14 protein-coding genes, 1 rRNA gene and 2 pseudogenes are annotated in these 14,673 nt (G+C 38.5%); 6 read left to right on the top strand and 11 right to left on the bottom strand.

Going from position 1 to position 14,673, the window contains the following annotated elements; all coding sequences use genetic code 11:
• Nucleotides 1–239: 239 nt before the first annotated feature.
• Together RMY64_RS30215 and RMY64_RS30210 are read left to right on the top strand one after the other, a co-directional pair.
• Nucleotides 240–845, top strand: coding sequence for a DedA family protein (locus tag RMY64_RS30215; RefSeq protein ID WP_094349357.1), 606 nt, complete (start codon nt 240–242; stop codon nt 843–845).
• A gap of 261 nt (nt 846–1,106) precedes the next feature.
• Nucleotides 1,107–1,637 carry a hypothetical protein gene (locus RMY64_RS30210; RefSeq protein WP_322701931.1) on the top strand — a complete coding sequence of 177 codons (531 nt, stop codon included), beginning with the start codon at nt 1,107–1,109 and terminating at the stop codon, nt 1,635–1,637.
• Here RMY64_RS30210 and RMY64_RS30205 read toward each other — a convergent pair.
• Nucleotides 1,634–2,191 carry a hypothetical protein gene (locus RMY64_RS30205; protein WP_322701930.1) on the bottom strand — a complete coding sequence of 186 codons (558 nt, stop codon included), beginning with the start codon at nt 2,189–2,191 and terminating at the stop codon, nt 1,634–1,636. The genes RMY64_RS30210 and RMY64_RS30205 overlap by 4 nt on opposite strands.
• A gap of 284 nt (nt 2,192–2,475) precedes the next feature.
• Here RMY64_RS30205 and RMY64_RS30200 point away from each other — a divergent pair, with 284 nt between their 5' ends.
• From RMY64_RS30200 to RMY64_RS30190, 3 genes are all read left to right on the top strand, one after another.
• A complete protein-coding gene (locus RMY64_RS30200; RefSeq protein ID WP_322684462.1) occupies nt 2,476–2,613 on the top strand; it encodes a hypothetical protein in 138 nt (45 codons plus the stop codon).
• 671 nt (nt 2,614–3,284) lie between these two features.
• Nucleotides 3,285–6,086, top strand: coding sequence for a filamentous hemagglutinin N-terminal domain-containing protein (locus RMY64_RS30195; protein ID WP_322675629.1), 2,802 nt, complete (start codon nt 3,285–3,287; stop codon nt 6,084–6,086).
• A 660-nt stretch (nt 6,087–6,746) separates the two neighbouring features.
• On the top strand, nt 6,747–6,884 hold the full coding sequence (locus tag RMY64_RS30190; RefSeq protein WP_322701929.1) for a hypothetical protein: 138 nt from the start codon (nt 6,747–6,749) through the stop codon (nt 6,882–6,884).
• A gap of 189 nt (nt 6,885–7,073) precedes the next feature.
• On the opposite strand, the gene RMY64_RS30185 is transcribed toward RMY64_RS30190, so the two are convergent.
• The 3 genes from RMY64_RS30185 to RMY64_RS30175 all read right to left on the bottom strand — a co-directional run bounded on the left by RMY64_RS30185 (nt 7,074) and on the right by RMY64_RS30175 (nt 8,564).
• Nucleotides 7,074–7,259 carry a hypothetical protein gene (locus tag RMY64_RS30185; RefSeq protein WP_322701940.1) on the bottom strand — a complete coding sequence of 62 codons (186 nt, stop codon included), beginning with the start codon at nt 7,257–7,259 and terminating at the stop codon, nt 7,074–7,076.
• Nucleotides 7,208–7,522, bottom strand: coding sequence for a hypothetical protein (locus tag RMY64_RS30180; protein ID WP_416212167.1), 315 nt, complete (start codon nt 7,520–7,522; stop codon nt 7,208–7,210). Before RMY64_RS30180 ends, RMY64_RS30185 begins: the two co-directional genes overlap by 52 nt.
• Nucleotides 7,523–7,997: 475 nt before the next feature.
• Complete coding sequence (locus tag RMY64_RS30175; RefSeq protein ID WP_322675626.1) at nt 7,998–8,564, bottom strand: hypothetical protein; 567 nt, start codon at nt 8,562–8,564, stop codon at nt 7,998–8,000.
• 172 nt (nt 8,565–8,736) lie between these two features.
• Between RMY64_RS30175 and RMY64_RS30170 the strand changes: the two are divergent.
• Nucleotides 8,737–8,895: pseudogene (locus RMY64_RS30170) on the top strand (Uma2 family endonuclease); the annotation flags it as partial.
• A 79-nt stretch (nt 8,896–8,974) separates the two neighbouring features.
• Here RMY64_RS30170 and RMY64_RS30165 read toward each other — a convergent pair.
• From RMY64_RS30165 to rrf, 7 genes and pseudogenes are all read right to left on the bottom strand, one after another.
• Nucleotides 8,975–9,721 carry a creatininase family protein gene (locus RMY64_RS30165; protein WP_322675625.1) on the bottom strand — a complete coding sequence of 249 codons (747 nt, stop codon included), beginning with the start codon at nt 9,719–9,721 and terminating at the stop codon, nt 8,975–8,977.
• A gap of 374 nt (nt 9,722–10,095) precedes the next feature.
• Nucleotides 10,096–10,369, bottom strand: a pseudogene (locus RMY64_RS30160) (cupin domain-containing protein).
• 21 nt (nt 10,370–10,390) lie between these two features.
• Nucleotides 10,391–10,750, bottom strand: a complete 360-nt coding sequence (locus tag RMY64_RS30155; RefSeq protein ID WP_322675624.1) for a Mo-dependent nitrogenase C-terminal domain-containing protein — start codon at nt 10,748–10,750, stop codon at nt 10,391–10,393.
• Between the two features lie 683 nt (nt 10,751–11,433).
• Nucleotides 11,434–12,894 carry a protein kinase domain-containing protein gene (locus RMY64_RS30150; protein ID WP_322675623.1) on the bottom strand — a complete coding sequence of 487 codons (1,461 nt, stop codon included), beginning with the start codon at nt 12,892–12,894 and terminating at the stop codon, nt 11,434–11,436.
• Nucleotides 12,895–12,942: 48 nt separating this feature from the next.
• Complete coding sequence (locus tag RMY64_RS30145; protein WP_322675622.1) at nt 12,943–13,491, bottom strand: GIY-YIG nuclease family protein; 549 nt, start codon at nt 13,489–13,491, stop codon at nt 12,943–12,945.
• Nucleotides 13,492–13,566: 75 nt separating this feature from the next.
• Entirely contained in the window at nt 13,567–13,893 is a 327-nt protein-coding gene (locus RMY64_RS30140) for a hypothetical protein (RefSeq protein ID WP_322675621.1), read from the bottom strand.
• A gap of 444 nt (nt 13,894–14,337) precedes the next feature.
• A 5S ribosomal RNA gene (gene rrf / locus RMY64_RS30135) occupies nt 14,338–14,455 on the bottom strand.
• Nucleotides 14,456–14,673: the final 218 nt, after the last annotated feature.

The raw sequence follows: 14,673 nt of genomic DNA, 5'->3' as shown, positions 1-14,673 counted from the left end.
TGGGTGAAAAGTCTTTTTGTATCTAAGTTTTATCATCTGTTGATGTCCTAATGACTAAGGCTTTTGCTATACTTTCAAATGTCTTTGTTTCTTGCACCAATAACTCAAAACCTGTCATCTGTCATCACATTTCTTCAGATGACATAATAAATTTACATAAATTTAATATTACTTTTTATTCAATAAAATTGCTGAACGTTAAGATGTTGTGGATCTATTGAAATAAAAGTAAAAATTCTATGCATTTGGATTTACCACAACTGATTAAATCACTTGGCTACTTTGGGGTCTGGGCGATTGTCTTTGCTGAATCTGGCTTGTTAATTGGTTTTTTTCTGCCTGGGGATAGCTTATTGTTCACTGCTGGATTTGTCGCGTCTCAGAATTTATTGAACATTTGGGTTCTGATAATTGGTGCTTTTATTTGTGCAGTCTTAGGTGACAATGTTGGCTATGTGACTGGGCATAAATTTGGCAGAAGATTATTTAATAAGGAAGATTCATGGCTGTTTCATAAAAAACATCTTGTGAAAACTCAGAACTTTTATCACCAGCACGGTAAAAAAACGATTGTTTTGGCACGCTTTTTACCCATTGTACGCACTTTCGCGCCCATCGTGGCTGGAATTGGTGCAATGCATTATCGCACATTTATGTCTTACAACTTAATTGGTGGTTTTCTTTGGACATTTGGCATTACCCTATTAGGGTTTTTCTTAGGAAAATCTCTGCCACCAGAACAGGTAGATAAGTATTTGTTACCGATTATTGGATTAATTATAGTTATTTCTTTAGTACCATCGATTATTCATTTGGTGCAAGAAAATAGAGCAAACAAAAGTTGAAATATCTTTGGTATTTTGTGTAGATATAATGACCGAATAATTCGTAATTCATAATTCATAATTCGTAGTTAAAAATTTATGAATGAGGAATTAATTATTAATTAATGAGATTGAGGGTACAAGCTCCTAATTTTAATTATGAAAAAGAAAAAGTTTATTCCTTTTTCAAGCCTCTCCATTCATGGATGGGGTAACAATTACGAATTACGAATTGGAGCAAAGCGACTTGACACATAAACATCAGAGTTTGATAATACCCTCATGACTTCCTTAAACATCAACCTGTATCTGTTCCTAGAAAATCTCCTCTTTTTCCTTATTGCCACACTTTTTATTGTAGTTGTGAACTGGGGGTGGAAAAACGCAAAGCCTTATACTCTACCTTTACCATTTCCCGGTTGGTATAAAATCTGGTTTGGCTCGGTGCAACTGCTAGCAATAGTGCCGCCCTTAGTGGTCATGTTATTGTGGGGTGTATGGTGGGGCGATCGCACGGTGTTAACTGTGCTTGCTTGGTATTTTATCGTTTTAGGGTTGCAAATCATTTCAGAAAGAGTGACACTCAGGCAGTTGCAAAATGTTGTCTGGGTGATGGTTCCTTATATATATCTGCCTTACCGCTTCTGGCAGTTGTATGAGGGTTTGACACTTTTGGATTCTACAAGCGAGTTGCAGTGGGTACGATATGTATTGATTTTTGAATTGGTGATGTGGATTGTTAACTACGCTATAGATGTATCTCAATTGCCGCGGCTGTTTCGTTGGGAAGTACAATCAAATGACGCTAGCTAGGGATTAATCGCAGAATTAGCCATTTTTACTAAAGAAGTGCGATCGCCTGCTTTCAATCCAAAAACATATTGCACACCCTGTTGTCTCCAAGTCAAGGTAGCATCTGAGCAACCAGCACCACAAGTAAAATCTACAAAATAGCCAGTAATTCCCTTAGCTAAGGATACACGTTTCCCAGTCAGGCTGGGTGTTTTGCGGGTTACGGCTTCAGCAGAAACAACGCCTAAACGACAGGCAGAAGCACCATTACAGTCTGGACTATAACCCAGTAAAATATCATACTTTTTTTGCGTAGCAGCTTCTATAGTTGCGTAAATTGGATTTTCGCCATCCGACTCAGGAATAAACTTCGGTAAAAGAATCCGAATTTGAGTTTTTTGCTTTAATTTAGGCAAAATAGATTTAAAAACTGGGTTTGGCTGAGTTTTACTCTGCTGTGCTATTATTTGGGAGTGATTGTTTATATTGGCTATAGCTGAATTGTGAAAACTGCTGACACTGACTAATAAAAATACGGCACACACAGCACTGGTATTTTTAAAGCTTAAAATCATCTTGAAAACCTTTTTCATCTAAAGTATTTATTTGTAATACCCAGTTTGAGTATAAAACTACGCATTTAACAGATAAAGCGATCGCTGGGAATAAGAAATACAAAATTACGCCGTATGATTGCAACACGAACTTAAATCATCAGCTAAACTGAAAGCGCTTTCTTTATCAACGTCATAACCGGAATCAACTTAGATAACTTCGTTTAGGGACTGACAAATAAAAAAATATACAACTTTTCTTGTGGGGTGGGCGTCTCGCCCGCCCTATGGACTGGGCGGGCAGGATGCCCACTCCACAATATTGGATAATTTATTTCTTGGAATTCCCTTATTGGTTGTGGCAAATTAATCCTCAAGGATTTCAGCAAGTGTGTCGGCAACTTCCCCAAAGAGTGCAGCAAATATGTCCGGCTGGGAAATAGGTTATACAGAAATATTCTAATGTTGATGAGAAATGTTCCAGCATTGATAAGGAATATTGCAATGTTGGTGAGGAATATTGCAATGTTGATGAGAAATATTGCAATGTTGGTGAGGAATATTGCAATGTTGGTGAGAAATATTGCAATGTTGACAAGAACTACTTGTATATTGAGAGTGACGGAGAAAAAAGTGGCGATCGCTAGTGGGTTAATCTAGATTAGCGATCGCAGTATAAGCAACTCTGTATCACATATTGGAGTATTTTGCAAAATTTTGTTTCTCTCTGTGTTTATAAGGGGAATGTTTTTAAAGGTACTCAATTTTTTTAGAAATAAAGAGATTAAAAAAGCTTTTGCCAGTTTATTTCCGCCGTGCTTTACTAGGTGTTACACCTATTCATTTAAGGCAAAGGTATTCGGATAAATCTTCCATCGCCTTATTGGTACGCGGTCAGTAGTTTTACTGTTGCCGATGAGTTACACAATATCCGACATACTCATGCTACACATCCAACTTTTCTGCTTATTTGCGTGCAGCTTTCATACCTGGAGAATGCAGAAATGCGATCGCACCATTGCAAAAAACTGCATAATTAACGAACATTCGCTTGTCTATCGTCCAAAGGTGTTGTTTTATTAGATACTCAAATAATCTATATGAATAGCACCCAATGACGAGCAACTACGGATTAAACAAGTGTTTGCAGTTTGGATTGGCAGGGTTGCTGGGCTGCTTGAGTTTCAGTATTTTCACTAGCGAAACCCAGGCACAGCAAAGTAATATTGTACCTGATAACACGCTTGGGGCTGAGTCCTCTCAAGTTATTGGCAACTATCAAGGACAACCGATTGAAGCAATTACAGGTGGTGCAATTCGCCAAATCAATCTTTTTCACAGCTTTGGAGAATTTAATATCAGTGAGGGACGTGGGGCTTATTTTGTCACTCCTAGCGCAGATATTCAAAATATTCTGGCACGAGTGACAGGTAAGAACCCTTCAGAAATTTTGGGAAAACTGGGAACATCCGGTAATTCTAGTCCAAATTTATTTTTGATAAATCCTAATGGGATTGTGTTTGGGAAAAATGCCAGTTTAGATGTGCAGGGTTCATTTGTGGGGACAACTGCAAATGGTGTGCAGTTTGGTAATCAAGGGGTTTTTAGTGCGACAAATCCCCAAGCAACGCCATTGTTGACTATTAATCCTTCGGTATTGCTGTTTAATCAAATTCAAGTAAGTGGGGGAATTATTAATCAATCCCAAGCACCCGCAGGTACTAATCTCATTGGTGAAGATGTTACGGGTTTGCGAGTTGCTGATGGTAAAAGTTTGCTGCTTGCTGGTGGAAATATCAATCTTGATGGTGGGAATATTCGCGCTTATGGGGGGAATATTGAGTTAGCAGGTTTGGCTGCACCAGGAAATGTAGGATTAAATATTGCGGGTGATAATCTGGGTTTAGTTATCCCTGAGAATGTGGAACGCGCTGATGTTTCGCTGAGTAATGGCGCAGAAGTTAATGTTCGCGGTGACAATGGCGGGAATATCAAAATTCAAGCTCGAAATGTAAATTTAGCTGGGGAAAGTAAATTAAGAGCGGGAATAGATACAGGTTTAGGTACTCTAAATAGTAAAAGTGGAGATATTACTATTAATGCCACCGCAGAGACAACGTTAACAGATAAAAGCTTCATTCGTAATCTAGTGCAAGAAAGAGCATTTGGTAATGCTGGCGATATCAATATTGTGACTGGAATATTGACGTTAAGCAGTGGACTGATCGATGCTGGCATTTTGGGACAAGGCAATGCAGGAAATATAAATATCAATGCTCAAGGTGCTGTTACTATTACAAGTCAAAAAGATAATTTAAATAGTGGAATTGTTAGCACTGTATCTACAGAAGCAATAGGTAATGCTGGTAATATCAACATCAAATCTAGCTCTTTCACACTAAGTAACGAAGCTTCCCTTGGTACTTTTATTTTAGGACAGGGTAATGCTGGTAATATATCGATTCAAACATCAGATGCGGTTGAACTTACGAGGGGCTTTATATTAAGCGGCATTGGAACTGGGGGTGTGGGTAATGGTGGTGAAATTAACATTACTGCGGGTTCGCTTTCTTTGACAGATAGCTCGGAGATTCAATCGAGGGTTGAAGGTAATGATGATCCGCAACCAGGAGGACGAGGAAATGCAGGTAATGTAAATATTAAGATCCAAGGTAATATCAGTTTTCGTAACTCAAGACCAGGGGAAAGTAATGGAATTTATTCCGACGTAGATAAGGGTGCAATTGGTAATGGCGGGAACGTTACTATTAATACTAATTCCTTGGAAATAAATGATGGTTCGGAAATTCAAGGTAGCACTAGAGGAAAAGGTAATTCTGGAAATATCATCATCAATGCTCGTAATTATATTTCCTTAGATGGTAATAACAGCGATCTTTTTAGCCGGATTAGTAATAATGTGCAACAGACTGCTGAAGGTAACGCAGGCAATATTCAAATCACAACAGGTACACTAAAAGCTATCAATGGAGCATTTATTAGTAGCAGTACCAATGGGAAAGGAAACGCTGGGAATATCAGCATTAATGCTTTTGATAACATAACCTTTGATACTAATAGTTTTAGTATCAGTGGTGTCGGCAATCAGGGGGTAGGTGACGGAGGAAACATTCAAGTTACAACTGGATCGCTTTTGGTTACTAATGGTGGTACTATATCTAGCTTTACTGCTGGAGTCGGAAATGCCGGAAATATCACTATTAATGCCCGTGATAATGTGACTTTTTCAGGTTTTGGAGGCATAGTACAATCGAGTGGAGGCATAGTACAATCGAACAGTGAAGTATCAACTTATGGTGTTACTAACGCGATAGGTAAAGCTGGTGATATTCGCATCACTGCAAGTAATTTACTACTAAAAGATGGTGGGCAACTAAATGCTGACAACGACGGAGAAGGAAGTGGAGGTAATATCTTTCTTAATGTTGGCAATACTATTAATTTTGATGGAATTGGCGGTAAAGGTTTACCTAGTGGTCTTTATACAACAGCATACAATGGTAATGCCGGAAATATTCAAATTGAAACAGGAGCGTTATCTTTAACAAATGGTGGAAGTATATTTTCTCCCTTTCTCGAAGGAAAAGGTAATGGTGGAAATATCATCATTAATGCTCGTGATACCGTCATAATTGATGGTGTCTCAAAGGGTGTAACTTTGAGTGGTGGCGAAATTGTTGATTTCAATAGCGGTTTATTTAGTTCTTTGCTGAGTGGTGAAGGTAAAGCAGGTGACATTAAAATTACAACAGGGTCAATAAGCTTTTACTATTGCGTCGCGGTGGCGGAATTTCGACCACCGCAGGTACAGCGCAATCCGGTGGCAATAGTGGTAACATCAATATCAATTCAAGATTTATTGTCGCTATCCCTAAAGAAGACACCGACATCATAGCCAATGCTTTCACAGGAACTGGTGGAAACGTCGAAATTAAATTGCAAGGTATCTTCGGTATCGAAGCACGTCCAAAGCCAACCGAGAAAAGTGATATTACTGCAAGTTCTGAACAAGGTGTTGCAGGTGTAATCAACATTAACGCACCTGATACTAGTTCTATCAAAAATAGCTTCACCGAATTACCCCCAGTCATTGATACCAATGCACTCATCGCCAATAGTTGCATTTCACGCGGCACCAAGCGACAAGAAAACTCTTTTACTATTACAGGGTCTGGTGCTTTGAGTCCTAATCGTCCTGGTGTTTCGGTTTCTACCTACACAACTGGAGAGGTCAGAGGTGTAGAAACTACATCCCGTCCCTGGAAAAAAGGCGATCCGATTATCGAACCGACTGGTCTATATCGGCTGAATAATGGGCAGTTACTATTGAGTCGAGAATGTTCTAATTAATGTTATAGATTTAGATGCCAGTTAACAATTCAAAATTCAAAATTAAAGACTTTAAGGTACAAAAAAGTTAACTGTTTGCTTCCTATATTGATTTTTATTAAAAAAACTAAAATTTAATTCAGAAGGCAAAAAAACTCATATTGAAAAATTGGGATAGGTGGGGTTTTGCCGTGCATTTTTTGCGGTTGGAGAATGTTTAAAAAGTATGAACACTTCACCTCGACCGCCAACACCAATCAATTCCCCCTCTTACCCAACAGAATTTCAACAAGTCATTCTCAAAAAAAGTCAAAACTTTGTTGGTCGTGCTTTCGTCTTTACCGCAATATATAATTTTATTTAGTCTCACGATCGCGGTTACTTTACCATCATTGGCGCACCCAGTAGCGGCAAAAGTGCCATCCTCGCCAAATACGTCACCGAAAATCCCCAAGTTCTCTATTGGTTCTTGGCAACTTTTGGTGATCTAGGTTGGGGTAAGGCAGAAGGCAGAGGGCAGAAGGCAGAAGTCGGAAGGGTAGAAGTAATAAATTCAAGCTTTGAGTTTGTTTAAGCTAGCAACTAATATACTTTGCATTTCCTCGACCTCATTCAATAGGGGAGTGAAGTTGTAGTTACCGCTATTCCAGCGACTGAGGAGGTAATCTTGATAAGGGTTGAGAAGGCTCAGACCTTGGTCGCTACGTTCGCAACGTTCGATAAAAGTTGAGCTAGGCAAATAATTAAATACCGTAGTTTTAGCAAGAAAGGCAGAAGGCAGAGGGCAGGAGGCAGCAGGAATACGGGAGCAACGCGAAAAAGTGAGATCATCACGTCATGATCTTTCTTTTCAATACGTGCATACGGTCGCTTAAGCATCTCAGAGTATTTTGGCGGCACAAAAAAAATATCTTTGAACGTATGTGATTTGCCGATGAGAGCATTTTCTCCAAAGTCTCTGACTAAATTTTTAAACAGATAATAGAGAAATTCCTCCAACACGCTAGAGTGAAGGTTCGATCGAGAATCAAACTTCTCAGCATAATGCTGCTGGTCTAAAAAGTTCTTATATTTTGATATAAGTTCTACCAATCAACTGATTCTGAATCAGACCTGAAGTGTATTTAAAATCGGAGAATATAAAGAATTGTTGGGAGGAATCAATCGTTATGACTGTGATAGTTGCTAAGTGGACAATTGACGAATATCAGCGGATGATTGGCGCTGGCATTTTGAGCGATCGCGTTTTATAGGTATTGCTATTGACCTGGATATTGCCAAGCAAAACCTATTTGTTTGGCCGACTCAAGCAGCAGAGGTTTTTATTTTCTCAACAGAGGCTACTTAACACTTCGCTATGAGGAATAAGTGATAGGATAGGTTGGGTTGAAGAGGTTTGCCCTGAACTGAATTGTGGGATGTCTCCAGATAAAGTGAGGAGGTTTACATTGCATTGCTTTTCTCTTGTAAAAATTGCTTAATTCATCACGTAAAAACAGAAAATTTCTGTTATTTTGCCTTTTTCAACAGTAAAATTTAAACCTCCAGGGCTGGGTTTTTCAACTATATAATTTAAATTAGTAACTTTACCATCTTGGGAAATTTCAGTTTTTCCATAGGTTCTAATCACTTTTGATTGTTTGTCACCTACTTTTACTCCATCTATGGTGGAATATTTAGAACGATTTGCTTTGATTTGATAAACGGTAAAATTACCTGGTTTAGCACCTTCATCTAAATCAACTGTGATGCCTGCATATTTCAGAGTACGAACTTTACCAATAGCAGCTAGAAAGCCATTTTCTACTTTTACAGGTTTACCTAAAATTTTTCTGACTTGTGCTTCGGACATAGAAAGTTTTACGCCACCTATTCCTAGACGTTCAATAGTTATTCCTGTTGATTGATTGTTAGGATTCTGAGAAATTTGATAATTAGTGGTGGTAGCAGTTACTTGACTATGGGTGTAGCTAGTCAAGGGAATAACAAAAGTAGCGATGCCTACGGCGGACTGCGCCAACACTAACGAAATTTCTCTTAACATAATTGCATACTCGACTATTTTATAGTTACCAAGCTGTTATCTCAGCCTGTGCAGTATTATCACATGCTGTCTGGCATATCTTTATCTTCAATCAATCGACTTATTCTGAATTACACCTGAAGTACCTTTAAAATGGAAAAATATTAAGAATTATTGGGAGGAATCAATCGTCATGAGTGTGATAGTTGCTAAGTGGACGATTGACGAATATCACCGCATGATTGACGGTGGCATTTTGAGCGATCGCAAAGTTGAACTACTCAATGGAGAAATTGTCGAAATCTTCGCAGAAGGAGAACCTCACGCTTATAGTAGTGGCGAAGCTGGTGACTTGTCTAATAATCATTCTCAAGATATTTGATGCAGAGACACGATTTTACTCGCATCTCTACAATGTCTTTTCATGAGTTTTATTCTGCGTTCACAAATTCCAAATATCCATTGCTAAGTTCTTTAACTGCCAAATCATAAAATTGCTTACCATGTTCTGGCGTTGCTAAAGCCGGATTTGATCCCATACGTCCATCTGGATAACGCACTCGAAAGTCAGTAGCGCTATAAATTCGATGTCCGCTTGCTACTTCTGGTGAAAGGGGTGCTTGCTTAATCGCTTCTGGATAAACATACTGGGTGAGGGCTACTTCGCTTGGCGTTGCATGAGAACCTTCTCGATCCCCATATAATTCTTTAGCTAGCTTATATACAGAACCGCACATAAACCAGTTTGCCACTTGACATTGCACCTGTTGAGCATTGGCAATCTGCAAATCTTCTAAATGAGCGTAAGTTTCTGAAAAAGCCGCTTTCAGGGTAGCAATGTTCCCACCGTGTCCGTTAATAAAGTAGAACTTGCTAAAACCAGCTTTGGCTAAACAAGTTACATAATCTCGCACTACTTGAATTAAAGTGCTGGGACGCAGACTGATTGAGCCAGGAAAGGCAGTATGGTGTAGTGCCATCCCCACATTGATTGTAGGCCCCACGATCGCTTGGGTTGCATCACCCACACCAACTGCAATCGCTTCTGCACAAATAGCATCAGTACCAATTAACCCTGTTGGCCCGTGTTGTTCTGTAGAACCAATAGGGAAAATAATCCCCTTTGACTGCTGTAAATAAGCTTCGACTTCTTGCCAAGTACTTAAATGCAGTAACATTGTTAATGATTTTCCTCAATAAAATTGCGGTGGGATCAAACATTTTGCTGCTAAACTCCCACTAATACGATTATGAACTCTCTGGATTTTCTCTGCTGGCGATCGCACAAAATCCCCAACAACTTTTGCGAAGTCGGGGATCTTTGTTTACTGCCAAATTTGGCGAGAATTAGACGATCTATTTCTACGAATATTTTTTAGGTAATGGAGTCGCAACGAGTTTTGACAGAGATAGATATAAACAATTTGCCGATTCTGCCATTTTATCCTACAATACTCGTCGGTAAGCTTCCATAATAGAAATCAAAATTGATTTATGAAATCTTGCTTTTCTGGATAATCAAGAAAAAAAATCGCTCAATTTTGATTTTTTACTACTCGAAGTAATAATGCTTTTTTACGTTACTTGTAATTTCCCATGTACAGGACATACCAGCGGGAAAAATTACTAAATCGCCTTTACCCATTTGCACTGGTTTTCTGCCATCAGGAGTAACAAGTACGTCACCTTCCAAAAAATAGCAAGTTTCTTGATAATCATAATTCCAAGGAAATTTGGAGACTTCCTTTTTCAAAATTTCCCATTTAAATACACCTCATCCATTGAGATATTCAAGTCTTAAGTTGCTGCTCAATTTTAATTTCCATATTAGTTATTTCTCGTTATATTCAGCAGTAAGATTGAATATCTTCTCCACACTGATCTACTAAATAACACAAAGCGCGAAAACGCAAGTAGACAAGTTCGTTATAAAGCGGATTCAGTTTACACATTGGCGGAATGTGTCCTATTTTGCGACCAAAAAGCATGACATCACGCTCAAATGGACACTGGGCGGGAATTAATTTAGCAATAAATTTAGCTAATTTCCGATTCTGAATCTCAATTTTGTCGAGCCATTGACGTAATGGTTGCAGTAAATCTAATTTTGGTTGAGCAAATTGCTTTTTACTAGCTGTTTGATTTTTTTCTTCTAAAGGTTTAATGAAAGCAGGCAGAAAAATACGTTGATTCTGTGTTTTAAGCATAGTTTTAGGCAAGGTTAACCGTCGTGAATATGAACTATTTGCCGATTGAAAATCTTGTCATGTAATATGTTTAGTCAATTTGCACTTTGCTTGTAGATTAAAAAGCAAAGTAAGCATAATGCAAACAATTTACATGCATCTTTGGGAAGAGAAATGGTTTAACTAATTGTTATTTAAGCCCACCAAATCATGAAGAACTGTCCCGTTAAATACAAAATAACAAAGAAAATATAAAAATGGCATTTCTTTAACTTATGGATTTCTAATCTGAAAAATAGCAATTTTATATATTAAATATAAATGCCTGGTTCGGAAACTGACTAGTATCTAAAGATGTAGTTTATGGCACACAAACACAGTTTGGTTCTGACCCCACATACATTTCGGTAGGATTAGCCCCTAATATCTTTCGATTTTAGGCTATTGAATATCCTTCATTTTGTCTGATATGCTACACCAGCTAACCTAAATATTATCTAATAAGTAATGATAAATTGATTGATAAGCGAAAATTAATATAAGATATTATACAAGCATGCACACTCTTGTACTGAACAATTCTCAAGTTTTTATAATCCACTTTGTCCAACTACTCACAGTGAGATTTAGCCGTTAGCACAGCCTTTGTAGAAAAGTATTGGCTATTCTCCTCAGTCCTCACTCCCTGATGATGAAAAACTTAATTATTTAAAATATCTTAACCCGGTATTAACCTGATATTTGTTGATATATTCTACATTCTGTTGCTCTAATTTTGTCAGCAATTTAACTGGAAATGTCTTTGGTGAATATATAGGACGATACCAAAGTTGGTTATTAAAGTAATTTTGCAATTCAATATTCTCAAAACGGCGACCATGACTGGCAAAAATCGAATTTCGCATAATATCGAGTTCAAAACCGCTTTTACCATCCAAATCTGCATCAGTTACAAGTCTTTGAGAAAGCCAGAAATAATTGTTGAGAGTCGTGCTATCAACAGGTGGTATTGATGTAGTTGAGGAAGATGATTGAGTTGGAACAGATGGGGTCGTTGGTGTGAATGTGGGAGTTTCTATCACTGGACTTGTAATATTTGACGGTGTTTCTGAAGGTAATACCGTTTTGTCTGCTGTATGTTGAGAAGATTTGGATAACACTTGACTAATAATCACAGATGCACCAATTAACCCACCTGCAATCAAACTGCCTATGAGAATATTATTCTGACTATGACTACTTTGAGGGCTAGGCTGTGGTTTGACAGGTGCTGTCTGAGGTGGCGGTGCAGAGACTACAGTTGGTTGAGTTAACAGGGGTTGCGTCGGTGGAATTGGATTTGCTATGCTCTGCAAAGAATCCAGCATTGCTCTAGCTGTGGGATAGCGATCGCGTGGATGATAAGCGATCGCTGTATCGACCACTCCTGCCATAATTGGGCTAATATGACTAGCATACTGTCGCCAGACAATTTCACCCGTCTGGGAATCCGTTTCTAGTTGTTGTGCCTGTTTACCAGTCAGCAAATAAATTACCGTCATTCCTAAACTGTATAAATCACTAGAAAAAACTGGTCTACCTGCTGCTTGTTCGCTGGGCATATAGCCAGGTGTACCAATCACAATCGAACTGGTAGGATTTCCTTGAGAATTCACCACTGTTCCCATTGACTCCCGCACAGCACCAAAATCAATCAGCACTGGTTTACCATCCCGATGACGCACAATAATGTTATCCGGTTTAATATCGCGGTGAACGATATACTTAGAGTGAACGTAATCCAGGACAGGTAATAAATTCATAAACAATTCCTGGACAGCGCCTTCACTAAATAGCCCCTGCTTCTGAACTTTTGCAGTTAAGGTATCGCCTTCAACCCATTCTTGAACTAAGTAAAATTGTCCACCAGAAGAGAAGTAGGCATATAATGCCGGAATTTGGTCATTTGTGCCACCGAGTTCTTCTAAAATAGCTGCTTCGCGTTGAAACCTCTCTTGTACTAACTGGTAAATTTGGGGATTGTTGTGAATCGGTCTTAACTGTTTAACCACACAATGGCGCTTTGAAGGCATATAGGTGTCTTCAGCTAGATAGGTTTCACCAAACCCACCAGCACCCAGTGTGCGGATAACTTGATAGCGATCGTTCAACAGCTGTATTGTCATGGGAGATTACAAGCGATATTCATAAGATAGTTTTCCCCAAAACTACCTTCATTTCAAATCTAGTAAACCTTCTTCTTTCAATTTAGGATTGAAGCGAATTTGCATTTGCAAACCGCGCACTTCTAACAATTGCGTTGAAATTTCTGCTTCTATTCTGCGTGCCACATTTTTAAGAACTTTTATTTGTGCTAATTCATCATTAGCTGGATCTTCATATTTTGCCTGTTCTTCAGCTGTCATTGCAACTTTGACATCAATAGGATGAGTCCATTTTTCCTTTTGATCCCCATTACCCCAAGGCACACTGCCATTTTCAGCAATCCAAGCATTTTCAGTATTTTCTAAAATTGCGCGACTAGGACGTTCAATAGTTTGAACTTTAACCCAATAACATTGCTGTGGCTGACGGACTAAATGCTGCTTGAGGCTAAGAAAAACATCACGGGAATATCCTACAAATTGCAGCACTTTTTTTTGGTCAAAGATAGCATATACCCCAATTTTACCCTGAAATTGTTCGGGTAATTGGCCGCGATCGTCAATGTAGGGAATGTATTCTAAAGTTGCCAAAGAAGAAAGATTTGTTTCAGAAGCCATATATCAAATATCAAACTTATTATTTGCCTTCAGAATTGAAAATTGCCAATTAGGAAAAAATTATCTTTAAAATTATTAATTACTCAACTTTTGGTAAATTGCACAAAGGCGGCTGGGTTTAAAAATCTTGGCACTGAACATGAAATTGGGTGGTACATTGACGATGATATACTCATCAGATTCATGATATTTTTCAAATTCTGCTGGCATTCCTTTAGTGGTAGTTAAGCTGTAAGGAACTGGCTGGAAGAGTAATTCTGTAAATTTAAGTTGCTTACACCCCAACTGTTGGCAAATTTGGTTTAAGAAAGCAACGCTTGTCAATAAATTGAATAGAGTTTCTTGAGCTTGTGCTTCAAGAGTAAAACTGCCATCAAAGTTCTGAACGATTTTAAGGGGCATTTTTTTATTAATAGATTTGATTTTTGAAAACAATACCAAGGCCCGAAATAAAGCTTCTAATGGGGAGCCATCAGCTATCCAAATATGTTCAAATTATAATATTTTTGTTGAGCAAAAATTGCTGGAGTTAATAAAGCCTTTAAGTGTGACGCGATCGCTTCATTATCTATAGTAGGAGTCTAATGTCGTTGTGCGTAGTAGGTTGGGTTGAGGAACGAAACCCAAAATTTTATCCTTGTTGATATTGGGTTTCACTGCCGTACTCTTACTCTTAAGCAAGTTCCAACCTAACCTGCATTGATAGATTTTATTACAAGTAATCACCCGAACATGATAAAACCTATATGGGATAAATACTGGCAAGTCCAAACTTGAAGATTGCTTATCTAAACAAAAAACCCGCAAGCTCAGATCTGAGCTTGCGGGTTTTTGTTAAATTATGGTTCCTGGCATCGAGCTATTTTTGCGTAGGGCAACCCCTAAACTATCGTTGCCGCAGCAGCGTTTCACCTCTGAGTTCGGGAAGGGTTCAGTGTGGTTCCACCGCGCAATAGACACCAGGAAAATTTGTAATTACCAATTCGTAATTCGTAATTCGTAATTAAAGAATTAGAAATGACGAATTTAACAGTAACCCTGAAGACTGCACAGTAACGCCAAACCAAATGTTTTCATAACTAGCAAGCCGTAATTACGAATTACGAATTACGAACTACGAATTATGTTGTGAGGTCAAGCCCTCGGTCTGTTAGCACGGCTCGGCTACATACATTGCTGCAC

It is taken from the genome of Nostoc sp. DedQUE08, from assembly GCF_034530895.1.
Lineage (GTDB): Bacteria > Cyanobacteriota > Cyanobacteriia > Cyanobacteriales > Nostocaceae > Nostoc.
This window is presented reverse-complemented; position numbering and strand designations above follow the sequence as displayed.